This window comes from Pseudomonas sp. 58 R 3, from assembly GCF_900006605.1.
Classification (GTDB): Bacteria; Pseudomonadota; Gammaproteobacteria; order Pseudomonadales; family Pseudomonadaceae; genus Aquipseudomonas; species Aquipseudomonas salomonii.
In genome coordinates this window covers 19,758-31,980 of the sequence record NZ_CVTT01000032.1, presented here as the reverse complement: position 1 = coordinate 31,980, position 12,223 = coordinate 19,758, and the positions used below count along the sequence as shown (strand labels likewise).

Annotated in this window: 8 protein-coding genes; 6 read left to right on the top strand and 2 right to left on the bottom strand. The window is 62.6% G+C overall.

Annotated elements, in window-relative coordinates; genetic code table 11:
• Positions 1–161: 161 nt before the first annotated feature.
• Both BFP92_RS04660 and gshB read right to left on the bottom strand, forming a co-directional pair.
• Positions 162–1,067 (bottom strand): energy transducer TonB, encoded by a 906-nt coding sequence (locus BFP92_RS04660; protein WP_065912204.1) that lies wholly within the window; start codon positions 1,065–1,067, stop codon positions 162–164.
• Positions 1,068–1,144: 77 nt separating this feature from the next.
• Positions 1,145–2,098, bottom strand: a complete 954-nt coding sequence (gene gshB / locus BFP92_RS04655) for a glutathione synthase (RefSeq protein WP_056857702.1) — start codon at positions 2,096–2,098, stop codon at positions 1,145–1,147.
• Between the two features lie 239 nt (positions 2,099–2,337).
• Here gshB and pilG point away from each other — a divergent pair, with 239 nt between their 5' ends.
• The 6 genes from pilG (at position 2,338) to BFP92_RS04625 (ending at position 12,202) form a co-directional block, all read left to right on the top strand.
• Entirely contained in the window at positions 2,338–2,745 is a 408-nt protein-coding gene (gene pilG / locus BFP92_RS04650; protein ID WP_010564379.1) for a twitching motility response regulator PilG, read from the top strand.
• Between the two features lie 45 nt (positions 2,746–2,790).
• Complete coding sequence (pilH, locus tag BFP92_RS04645) at positions 2,791–3,156, top strand: twitching motility response regulator PilH (RefSeq protein WP_017139442.1); 366 nt, start codon at positions 2,791–2,793, stop codon at positions 3,154–3,156.
• 12 nt (positions 3,157–3,168) lie between these two features.
• A complete protein-coding gene (locus tag BFP92_RS04640) occupies positions 3,169–3,693 on the top strand; it encodes a chemotaxis protein CheW (protein ID WP_065912202.1) in 525 nt (174 codons plus the stop codon).
• Positions 3,690–5,741, top strand: coding sequence for a methyl-accepting chemotaxis protein (locus BFP92_RS04635; protein ID WP_065912201.1), 2,052 nt, complete (start codon positions 3,690–3,692; stop codon positions 5,739–5,741). Before BFP92_RS04640 ends, BFP92_RS04635 begins: the two co-directional genes overlap by 4 nt.
• A gap of 178 nt (positions 5,742–5,919) precedes the next feature.
• Positions 5,920–11,754: an Hpt domain-containing protein gene (locus BFP92_RS04630; RefSeq protein ID WP_065912200.1), complete on the top strand. Its 5,835-nt coding sequence runs from the start codon at positions 5,920–5,922 to the stop codon at positions 11,752–11,754.
• Positions 11,747–12,202, top strand: coding sequence for a chemotaxis protein CheW (locus tag BFP92_RS04625; protein WP_065912199.1), 456 nt, complete (start codon positions 11,747–11,749; stop codon positions 12,200–12,202). Before BFP92_RS04630 ends, BFP92_RS04625 begins: the two co-directional genes overlap by 8 nt.
• The last annotated feature ends 21 nt before the right edge of the window (positions 12,203–12,223 follow it).

The following is a 12,223-nucleotide window of genomic DNA, read 5'->3' as shown; positions in this document are numbered from 1 at the left end:
GTGTGGCGTTGGAGGGGCGAACTGACAAGCTGGAGTTAGTGATCGCTCCCACGCTTTGCGTGGGAGTGTCGCCTGTGACGCACCGCGTCACGCTCTTAAAAGCGGACGCGGAGCGTCCTGAGATGCGTTCCCACGCAGAGCGTGGGAACGATCCGTTGTCATCAATTGCTGGACAGCCGATCGCCCCTGGCAAACTTCCAGGTGCGGATGATTTCCAGGCGGTCGATGTCGTTCAAGTCACCGGTAAACGGTGCGAAAGGCGCAGCCAGGCGCACGATGCGCTGGGCAGCCTGGTCCAGCAGCGGCTGGCCGGACGACTCCAGCACCTGCACTTCATAAAGCGAACCGTCGCGGTTGATCGACACCAAAAGACGCAAATTGCCATAGATCTGCTGGCGTCGTGCTTCATCCGGGTAGTTGAGGTTGCCGATGCGCTCGACCTTCTTGCGCCACTCGTCCTTATACCAGGCGCCTTTGTCGCGCATGGTCGAGGCGGCATTCAGCCGGTAAATGCGCGGGCGTTTGGCGTATAGCTGTTGTTCATTGGCCAGTTCGGCTTCGAGGCTGGAAATCTGGTCGGAAAGCTGCGAACTGTCGAAGGTCGGCGCCGGTTTGACGGGCTCCGGCGTCGGCTCGGTCTTGGTTTTCTCGCGCTGGGTCGCAGCTTTTTGCGGTTTCGGCGCGACGGTGGTCACGGCAGCCTTGGGCGCGGCCTGTTTGACCTCAGGCTTGGGCGCAGGTGGCGGCGTGACTTTATTGACCTTGTTGTCCTGGAAGGGCGCCACTTCGGTGGTCTTGGGCACGGCCTTCTTGTCGAGGGTGCCACTGCCTTGCTGGTTGTCCTGGGCGAGAAAATCGGCCTTTTCGGGCTTCTTTTCGCTCTTGAACGTAGCGAGGGTGATTTCCAGGGTTTTGGTGATCTGCTTGGGCTCGACGTAGGTGAAGCCCAGGCCCAGGAGTAGGGCGAGGTGGATCAAGGCGGCCAGGAACAGGGTAAATCCGAGCCGATCAGCCGGGCGCACGCCGCTGGGGGAGAGTTCGGGGGGCAGATCGGACGGGAGTGTCATGACAAAAAAACCAACATCGCGCGTTTCACAGGTGGCGCATGATAACGCAATGTTGGTGTGTGTCCGGCTGTTCTATGTCACTTGGCTTGTAGCTTGCGCTCAATGGCTGCCATCAGCATTTCGCCGATGTTCGTGCCAAATGCGTTGTCGATCTCGCGAATACAGGTCGGGCTGGTGACGTTGATTTCGGTGAGGTTCTCGCCAATTACGTCTAGTCCTACAAACAGCAGGCCTTTTTCCCGCAAGGTCGGGCCAACCTGAGAGGCGATCCAACGGTCTTTGTCCGACAAGGGGCGTGCTTCACCACGACCACCGGCCGCCAGGTTGCCACGGGTCTCGCCTGCCGCCGGAATACGCGCCAGGCAATAATCCACCGGCTCGCCGTCGATCATCAGGATGCGCTTGTCGCCGTCCTTGATCGCCGGGATATAAGCCTGGCCCATGATCTGCTGGGTGCCCAGCGCGGTCAGGGTTTCCAGGATCACCGACAGGTTCGGGTCACCGGCGCGGTGACGGAAGATCGACGTACCGCCCATGCCGTCCAGCGGTTTGAGGATCACATCACCGTGTTTGGCGGCGAATTCACGCAGCACGTCGGCACGGCGGCTGACCACGGTCGGCGGCGTGCACTGCGGGAACAGCGTGGCGAACAGCTTTTCATTGCAGTCGCGCAGGCTCTGCGGCTTGTTGACGATCAGCACACCGGCGCGCTCGGCCTGTTCCAGCAGATACGTGGAGTAGACGAATTCCATGTCGAACGGTGGGTCTTTGCGCATCAGGATCACGTCCAGATCGCTCAACGGGCTGTCGATTTCGTCCGACAGCTCAAACCACTTCTCAGGGTTGGCAAACACCTGCAGCGGGCGCATGCGTGCGCGGGCTTCGCCGTCGCCCTGGTAAAGATCGCGCTGCTCCATATAGAACAGGGTCCAGCCGCGGGCCTGGGCGGCCAGGAGCATGGCCAGCGAGCTGTCCTTTTTATAGGAAATGCTGGCGATAGGGTCCATGACAATGCCGACGCGAACGCTCATGGGGGATTTCCTCTAGCAAATTAGGGCGCATAAAAGTGGCGTCAGAGTGGCGCTGCGGCTGTTGTGGGTCAAGGAAAAACCACCTGGCCGGTTGCTCGATAGATTGCGCCCGGAGACTGTGCTAAAAAGACTGCCACGGCGCAGCAGCCCTTGAATTCCAAGGCTTGCGGCACTCATCCTGTGCAACATCAGGCAGTACACACCGAAAACCGATTCGCTGTGGCGATGGTAGAGCAGATATGGAACAGCATTCCAACGCCTTGAGAGTGATGGTGATCGACGATTCGAAAACGATCCGCCGCACCGCCGAGACGCTGTTGAAGAACGTGGGCTGCGATGTGATCACGGCCATCGACGGTTTCGATGCCCTGGCCCGGATTGTTGATCATCACCCGCACATTATCTTTGTCGACATCATGATGCCGCGCCTGGATGGCTACCAGACCTGCGCCCTGGTGAAGAACAACCCGGCGTTCAAGTCGATACCGGTGATCATGCTGTCGTCCAAAGACGGCCTGTTCGACAAGGCCAAGGGGCGCATCGTGGGTGTCGATCAGTTTTTGACCAAGCCTTTCAGCAAGGAAGAACTGCTGGGTGCAATCAAGGCTTACGTGCCTGGGTTCGCCGCAGTAGAACAAGCACACTGACGCCGCCTCACAAGGGCCGGCGCCACCAATGTAGTGGGGAAAACCATGGCACGCGTTCTGATCGTCGACGATTCGCCGACTGAAATGTACAAACTCACCGGCATGCTCGAAAAGCACGGCCACGTGGTGCTCAAAGCCGAAAACGGCGCGGACGGCGTGGCCCTGGCCCGTCAGGAAAAACCTGACGCCGTGCTGATGGATATCGTGATGCCGGGCCTCAACGGCTTCCAGGCTACCCGCCAGCTGTCCAAGGAGCCGGAAACCAACGGCATTCCGATCATCATCATCACCACCAAGGATCAGGAAACCGACAAGATCTGGGGCGCGCGCCAGGGTGCCAAGGATTACCTGACCAAGCCGGTGGACGAAGACACCCTGATCGCCACCTTGAACAAGGTACTGGCCGGCTAAAGGCTCGCGATCATGACCGAGTCGCAAACCGCCTTCGAGCTGCTGCTGGACATCGACCGCCGCTGCCGCCTGCTGGCCGCCGACCTGCCGTCCCAGGAAGCTCGCCTGCAACGCTGGAGCGGGATCGGCTTTCGCCTGGGGCCCCACTGGTACGTGGCGCCGATGGGCGAAGTCGCCGAAGTGCTGCATGAGCCGCGTTGCACGCTGATGCCCGGCGTCAAGCCGTGGGTCAAGGGCGTGGCCAACCTGCGCGGGCGTTTGCTGCCGGTGATGGACCTGGGCGGTTTTCTTGGCCTGGAACTGTCCAAGGCACGCAAGCAGCGGCGGGTACTGGTGGTCGAGTACAACGACCTGTTTGTCGGGCTGCTGGTAGACGAGGTAGTGGGCATGCAGCATTTCGCACAAGACGCATTGTTGGTGAGCACTGCCCCAGCCGCGCCGTTTATCCAGGGTGAGTTCGACAGCGATCAGTTGTGGCAAGTCTTCAGCCCCTTCGCTCTGGCCCAGGCCCCGGGCTTTATGGATGTTGCCGCATGACCACCGTCACCACGCCCAAACCCCAGGCCGCGTCGCGCAGCCGCTCACAGATCATCGTGCTGTTTATCGCGCTGATCGTGTTCATCATGCTGCTGTTTGCCAACTTCGCGTACCTCAACACCCAGTCCACCTATGACAAGCAGTACATCGGCCACGCCGGTGAGCTGCGTGTGCTGTCCCAACGCATCGCCAAAAACGCCACCGAGGCCGCTGCCGGCAAGGCCGCCGCGTTCAAATTGCTGGGCGATGCGCGCAACGACTTTGCCCAGCGTTGGGGCTACCTGAAAAAAGGTGATACCGAAACCGGTCTGCCCGCCGCGCCCAGTGCGGTTCGGGCGGAAATGCGCGCGGTGCAGACCGACTGGGAAGCGCTGCTGAAAAACACCGACGCGATTCTCGCCAGCGAACAAACCGTGCTGTCCCTGCATCAAGTGGCCGCGACCCTCGCCGAAACCGTGCCGCAATTGCAGATGGAGTCGGAAAAGGTCGTGGATATCCTGCTGCAACGTGGCGCGCCGGCCGGCCAGGTAGCCTTGGCGCAACGCCAGTCGCTGTTGGCCGAGCGCATTTTAGGCGCGGTCAACACCGTGCTGGCGGGCGACGAAACCGCCGTGCAAGCCGCCGATGCCTTTGGCCGCGATGCCAGCCGCTTCGGTGTGGTGCTCAACGGCATGCTCAATGGCAACCCGGGCTTGCGCATCACCCAGGTCGAAGACCATGACGCCCGCGCGCGGCTGGCGGAAATTTCGGAGCTGTTCGAGTTTGTCTCCGGCTCCGTGGATGAAATCCTCGAAACCTCGCCGCAACTGTTCCAGGTACGGGCCTCGGCGAGCAATATCTTCAACCTGTCGCAAACCCTGCTCGATGAAGCCTCGCACTTGGCCACAGGTTTTGAAAACCTCGCCAGCGGGCGCAGTTTCGACACCATTGGCGGTTATGTATTGGGTTTGCTGGCGTTGGCCTCGATCATTCTGATCGGCCTGGTGATGGTGCGCGAAACCAACCGCCAACTGCATGAAACCGCCGAGAAGAACGAGCGCAATCAGAATGCGATCATGCGCCTGCTCGATGAAATCGAAGACCTGGCCGACGGCGACCTCACCGTGACCGCCTCGGTCACCGAGGACTTCACCGGCACCATCGCCGATTCCATCAACTACTCCGTGGACCAACTGCGCGATCTGGTTGCCACCATCAACCTCACCGCCGGGCAAGTGGCCGGTGCGGTGCAGGACACCCAGGCCACCGCCATGCACCTGGCCCAGGCTTCTGAGCACCAAGCCCAGCAGATCGCCGAAGCCTCTACGGCGATCAACCAGATGGCGCAGTCCATCGATCAAGTGTCGGCCAACGCCGCCGAATCTTCGGCCGTGGCGGAGCGCTCTGTGGAAATCGCCAACAAGGGCAACGAGGTGGTGCACAACACCATCCATGGCATGGACAACATTCGCGAACAGATCCAGGACACCGCCAAACGTATCAAACGCCTGGGCGAATCTTCCCAGGAGATTGGCGACATCGTCAGCCTGATCGACGACATTGCCGACCAGACCAACATCCTCGCCCTCAACGCCGCCATCCAGGCGAGCATGGCCGGTGACGCCGGGCGCGGTTTTGCGGTGGTGGCCGATGAGGTGCAAAGGCTGGCCGAGCGTTCATCCGCCGCCACCCGGCAAATCGAAACCCTGGTGCGGGCGATTCAGGCCGACACCAACGAAGCGGTTATCTCCATGGAACAGACCACCACCGAAGTGGTGCGCGGCGCGCGGCTGGCCCAGGACGCGGGCGTGGCGCTGGAAGAGATCGAAGGCGTGTCGAAAACCCTGGCGGCGCTGATTCAGAGCATCTCGAATGCGGCGCAGCAACAGACCTCATCGGCGGGGCAGATTTCGCTGACGATGAATGTGATTCAGCAGATCACCACGCAAACGTCGTCGGGTTCTACGGCCACGGCGGAAAGCATCGGCAATTTGGCAAAAATGGCCAGCCAGTTGCGCCGGTCGGTGTCGGGTTTCACCCTGCCGCCGCCTAAACAGGCCGATGATTGAAATGCTATCTGGAAAACACCACAGTCCAAATGTGGGAGCTGGCTTGCCTGCGATAGCGGTGGGTCAGTTGCATAGGTATCAACTGACAGTCCGCCATCGCAGGCAAGCCAGCTCCCACAGGTGATTTCCATTGTTTTTTGGCAACACCAGCAACTCATGAATTTTAAGCGGAGCAGTTATGGTTGATCGGCACGACTACGTGGCCCTCGAATGGGTCAAGGGCGACATTGCCGAAACCCTGAAACAGGCCCGTTCGGCGCTGGATGCGTTTGTCGAAACCCACGACAGCGACGCCATCGCCGAGTGCCTGGCCGCCATCCACCAAGTGCATGGCGCGCTGCAGATGGTGGAGTTTTACGGCGCAGCCCTGCTCGCCGAAGAGATCGAAGAACTCACCCTGGCCCTGCAAGCCGAGCGCGTCGGCCAGCGCGATGAAAGCATCCGTCTGCTGCAACAAGCCCTCAGCCAATTGCCGTTGTATCTGGACCGCGTGCACAGCGCCCGCCGCGACCTGCCGCTGGTGGTGTTGCCGCTGCTCAATGACCTGCGCAGTGCGCGCGGCGAAAGCCTGTTGTCGGAAACCAGCCTGTTCAGCCCGCAACTGCTGTCGATTGCACCGTTGCCCGACGAAGCCCTGGCCCGGCGCGCAGTGCCGGAACTGCACGAACAACTGCGCCAGTGGCACCACCTTTTGCAACAAGCCTTGGCCGGCCTGCTGCGCGAAGACCATGGCCCGAGCAACCTGGAAGACATGGCGCGGGTGTTCGCGCGCCTCGAAGCGCTGTGCCAGGGCGCGCCGCTGTTGCCCTTGTGGCAAGTCACCTCGGCGCTGGTCGAAGGCATGCTCACTGGCGTGATCGCCAACAGCCCGGCGCTGCGCAGCCTGCTCAAGGCCAGCGACAAGCAACTCAAGCGTCTGCTGGCCCAGGGCATTGGCGGTATCAATCAGCCTGCGCCGGACGAGTTGCTCAAGAGCCTGCTGTTCTATGTGGCCAAGGTCACCCGGCCGACGCCGCGCATGCAAAGCCTCAAGGAGCGTTATGGCCTGGATGAGGCGTTGCCCGACAGTGCCGTGGTCGACGCCGAGCGGGCGCGCCTGGCCGGGCCGGACCGCAATGCCATGGGCTCGGTACTCGGCGCATTGTGTGAGGAGCTGGTGCGGGTCAAGGAGCGCCTCGACTTATTCGTGCGCAGCGACCGCCAACACACCGACGACCTGGATACGCTGCTGGCGCCATTGCGGCAGATCGCCGATACCTTGGCCGTGCTGGGCTTCGGCCAGCCGCGCAAGGTGATCATCGACCAGCTCGCCGTGGTGCTGAGCCTGGTGCAAGGTCACCGCGAACCCAATGACGCCGTACTGATGGACGTCGCCGGCGCCTTGCTCTATGTCGAGGCCACACTGGCCGGCATGGTCGGCACCGTCGAACCGGAAAGCCGCGAAGAAAGCCGCCTGCCCACCACCGACCTGACGCAGATTCATCAACTGGTGATCCGCGAGTCGTGCCAATGCCTGCGCCAAGCCAAAGAACTGGTGATCGACTGCATCGAAGCCGACTGGGACCGCCAACGCCTGGAATCCCTGCCGGAGCTGCTCAGCCAGGTGCGCGGCGCCTTGGCGATGATTCCACTGCCACGCGCAGCGAGCCTGATGCGGGGTTGCACCGATTACGTCGACGAACAGTTGATGGTCAACGACACGCCGCCGACCCAGGCGCAGTTGGCGCATTTTGCCGAGGTGATCAGCAGCCTTGAGTACTACCTGGAACGCATGCTCCAGGACGCTGACGCTGCGGGCGAACGCGTGCTGGAACTGGCCACCCAAGGCTTGGCCGCGCTGGGTTACCTGCCCGCCGAGAAACCCTGGCGTCAGGCGCTGGTTGCGCCAGAGGGTGCATTGTCGGCCGACAGCACGCCGAGCCAGTCCCAGTTCGATGCCCTGGCCAGCCCGATCACGCGCTTGAACCCGCCGGCGCTGCATCGCCCCGGCAGTTTGCTGCCGCCGCCGGCCGATGAAGAACCCATCGACGATGAGCTGCGCGAAGTCTTCCTTGAAGAGACCGACGAAGTCCTCGACGTGCTGCACCGCCACCTGCCCAACAGCGCCGACAAAACCGCCCAGGGCGAAATGCGACGGGCCTTTCATACGCTCAAAGGCAGTGGCCGCATGGTCCGCGCGCTGGTGCTGGCCGAGCTGGCCTGGGCCGTGGAAAACCTGCTCAATCGCGTGCTCGAACGCAGCGTGGCCCTCGACCCCGACGTGCAACACGTGCTGGATGAAGCGGTGGCCCTGCTGCCCGAATTGATCGCCGACTTCGCCACCGACGACCAACACCAGCGCGATGAAGTCGACGCCCTGGCCGCCCGTGCCCATGCCCTCGCCAGTGGCAGTGCAACAGAGACCAGTGGCAGTGCAAAGGCCGAGCCCCACGACCCGATGCTGCTGGAGATCTTCCGCAACGAAGCCCAGAGCCACCTGGAGAGCATCAACCACTTCCTGCAACAGGCCGCCGAGCATGTGCCGCTGCAAGTCAGCGATGAGCTGCAACGCGCCCTGCACACCCTCAAAGGCAGTGCCTACATGGCCGGCGTATTGCCGATTGCCGAACTGGCGCGGCCGCTGGATCACCTGACCCGTGAGTACAAGGCCCACCGCCTGCCGCTGGACCTGGACGAAGTGGAACTGCTGCTGGAAGCCGAAGGCCTGTTCCAGCGCGGCCTGCGTCAACTGGACAGCGACCCGCTGGTGCCGATCAAAGGTGCGCCGGACCTGATCAGCCGCACCCAACGCCTGCTTGACCAACAACTGCAAGCCTTGCTCGACGCGCCGAGCACGGGCCTGCGCATCAAACGCGACCCGCAGTTGATCGCCAATTTCCTGGCCCAAGGCATGGATATCCTGCTCGACGCCGAAAGCCTGTTGCGCCGCTGGCAGCAGCACCCCGGCGAACGTCAGGAACTCACCGCACTGCTGGACGAGTTGACCACCTTGGGCGAGGGCGCGCATATCGCCGACCTGCACAGCATCGACGAACTCTGCGAAGCCTTGCTTGACCTCTACGGCGCGGTGGAGGAAAGCAGCCTGGCGGTCAGCGAGCGGTTTTTCCACGAGGCTGAACAGGCCCATGACGCACTGATCAACATGCTCGACCAGTTGGCGGCGGGGCAGGAAATCAGCCCGGCGCCGGCGCGGGTGCAGGCCCTGCGCGAATTGCTCGATGGAGCCCTCGACCCGTCGGCCACCGGCCTGATCAAAAGCGACGGCAGCCGTACCTTCAGCATCGCTGAATTGGGTGCGGCCACGGCGCAGTTGAGCCAGGACACGGCGATGGACGATGAGATCGTCGAGATCTTCCTCGAAGAAGCCGTGGACATCCTCGACAGCGCCGGGCAGTCGCTCAAGCGCTGGCTGCTGGAGCCCGACAGCGCCGCGCCGTTGTCTTCATTGCAGCGAGACTTGCACACCCTCAAGGGTGGCGCGCGCATGGCCGAAATCGGCCCGATTGGCGACCTGGCCCATGAGCTGGAAGGCCTTTACGAAGGTTTGGTGGACCGCCGTTACAGCTACTCCACCGAGTTGTCCCACGTGTTGATGGCCAGTCACGAGCGGCTGGCCTTGCAGCTCGATCAACTGCAAGACCAACAACCCCTGAGCGACTCCAGCGACTTGATCGCGCAACTGCGCGAGTTGCGCCACAGCAGCACGCCAGCGGCCCCCGTCGCAGCATCCGAAGTAGCGACCGCCGACCCCGAGTTGCTGGAAATTTTCCTCGAAGAAGCCGCCGATATTCTCGACAGCTCCGGCAGCGCGCTGGTGCGTTGGCAAGCCGAGCCGAACAATCGCCAGGAAGTGGAAACCCTGCTGCGCGACCTGCACACCCTCAAGGGCGGCGCGCGCATGGTCGAAATCGGGCCGATTGGCGACCTGGCCCATGAGCTGGAATTTCTCTACGAAGGGTTGTCGGCCGGTTTGCTGGCGCCGTCGCCGGAACTGTTTTCGCTGCTGCAAGGTTGCCACGACCGCTTGGCGCAGATGATCGATGCCGTGGCGGACGGTTTGCCGGTGGGCTCGGTGGACAAGCTGATCGAGCGGATCAAAAGCCTGGTGCACCCGAGTGATGAGCCGCTGGCGCCGGTTGCACTGCCCGCCGGCAAGGCCGAAGCGGCGGTCGACCCGGCTGCGGACATGGTGAAAATCTCCGCCGATTTGCTCGACGATCTGGTCAACCTGGCCGGCGAAACCTCGATCTTCCGGGGGCGCATCGAGCAGCAGGTCAATGATGCGCGCACGGCCCTCAACGAGGTCGAAACCACCATTGAGCGCATGCGCGACCAACTGCGCCGCCTCGACAGCGAAACCCAGGGCCGTATCCTCAGCCGTCAGCAGGCCGAGGCTGAGCGCCTGGGTTATGAAGAATTCGACCCGCTGGAAATGGACCGCCATTCGCAGTTGCAGCAATTGTCCCGTGCGTTGTCCGAGTCCGCTTCCGACCTGCTGGACCTCAAGGAAACCCTCGACTGCCGCAACCAGGATGCGCACAACCTGTTGCAGCAACAGGCGCGTATCAACACCGAGTTGCAAGAAGGTCTGATGCGCACGCGCATGGTGCCGTTTGAACGTATGCTGCCGCGCCTCAAGCGCATCGTGCGGCAGGTGGCGCAGGAGTTGGGCAAGGACGTGGAGTTCGTGGTCGGCAATGCCGAAGGCGAGATGGACCGCAACGTGCTGGAACGTATGGCCGCGCCGCTGGAACACATGCTGCGCAACGCCGTCGACCATGGCCTTGAGTCCCGCGAAGCACGTGTGCTGGCGGGCAAACCGGAAAAGGGTCGTATCACCCTGGACCTGACCCACGAAGGCGGCGATATCGTGTTCGACATGCGTGACGACGGCGCCGGCGTGCCGCTGGACGCGGTGCGGCGCAAGGCGATCAAGCGCGGCCTGCTCGGCCCCCATCAAGAGATCAGCGACCGTGACGTGTTGCAGTTCATCCTGCAACCGGGCTTCTCGACGGCGGAGAAAATCACTCAGATTTCCGGGCGCGGCGTGGGCATGGACGTGGTGCACGAAGAAGTGCGCCAGCTTGGCGGCTCGATGGTGATTGACTCCACGCCCGGAGCGGGCGTGCACTTTCGTATTCGCCTGCCGTTTACCGTGTCGGTCAACCGGGCGCTGATGGTGCAGTGCGCGGACGATCAATATGCGATCCCGCTCAACACCATCGAAGGCCTGGTGCGTGTGCTGCCCCACGAGTTGGCCGGGCACTATCAGCAAGACCCGCCGCGTTATGAATATGGCGGCCAGCGTTACGAATTGTTCTACCTTGGCGACCTGCTGCATACCGTCAGCCGCCCCAAATTGCTCGGCCAATACCAGCCGGTGCCGATGCTGCTGGTGCAATACAACGAACGGCGCGTGGCGGTGCATGTGGATGCCATGGTCGGTACGCGGGAGATAGTGGTGAAGGGCCTGGGGCCGCAGTTTGCGGGCGTGCAGGGCTTGTCCGGTGCGACCATCCTGGGTGATGGCCGCGTGGTGCTGATCATCGATTTGCTCGCGCACATCCGTGCACGCCAACCAGCGTTGCCGGCCCAGGCGGTCGATGCGCCGCTGGTCCTCAACGACCCACTGAAAAAACGCCCGCTGCTGGTGCTGGTGGTGGACGATTCGGTCACCGTGCGCAAAGTCACCAGCCGCCTGCTGGAACGCAACGGCATGAACGTGCTCACCGCCAAAGACGGCATCGACGCTATCGCCTTGCTCGAAGAACACACCCCGGACCTGATGCTGCTCGACATCGAAATGCCGCGCATGGACGGCTTCGAAGTGGCGATCCAGGTGCGCAATGACCCGCGCCTGATGCGCCTGCCGATCATCATGATCACCTCGCGCACCGGGCAAAAACACCGCGACCGCGCCATGGCCATCGGCGTCAACGACTACCTCGGCAAGCCGTACCAGGAGTCGGTGCTGCTGGAGAGCATCGCCTACTGGAGCAAGTCCCATGCTTGACCACCGCACCAGCCAACTCACCGGCCTGTTGTTGCCCCTGGCCGACCGGCATCTGGTGTTGCCCAATGTGGCCGTGGCCGAGCTGATCGACTTCCAGCGCGGCGAACCGGCCAGCGATGCGCCGCCGTGGTACTTGCGGCAAGTGACCTGGCGCGACCGGCAAATACCCCTGATCAGCTTCGAAGCGGTGTGCGGCGAAGCGATCCTGACCGCCGAGCGCTCGCGCATCGTGGTGCTGAACGCACTGGGCGGGCGGCCGACGTTGAAGTTTATTGCGCTGGTGATCCAGGGCATTCCCCGCTCGTACAAGCTCGACAGCGAATTGAGCTACGTAGACGTGCCACTGTGCCCGCTGGAACTGGCGGCGGTGCAGGTGGGCGAGCACGTGGCGAAAGTGCCGGATTTGATGGGGCTTGAAGCGCTGTTGGTCGAGTCCGGCCTGGCCTGACGGCGATGATCGTTCCCACGC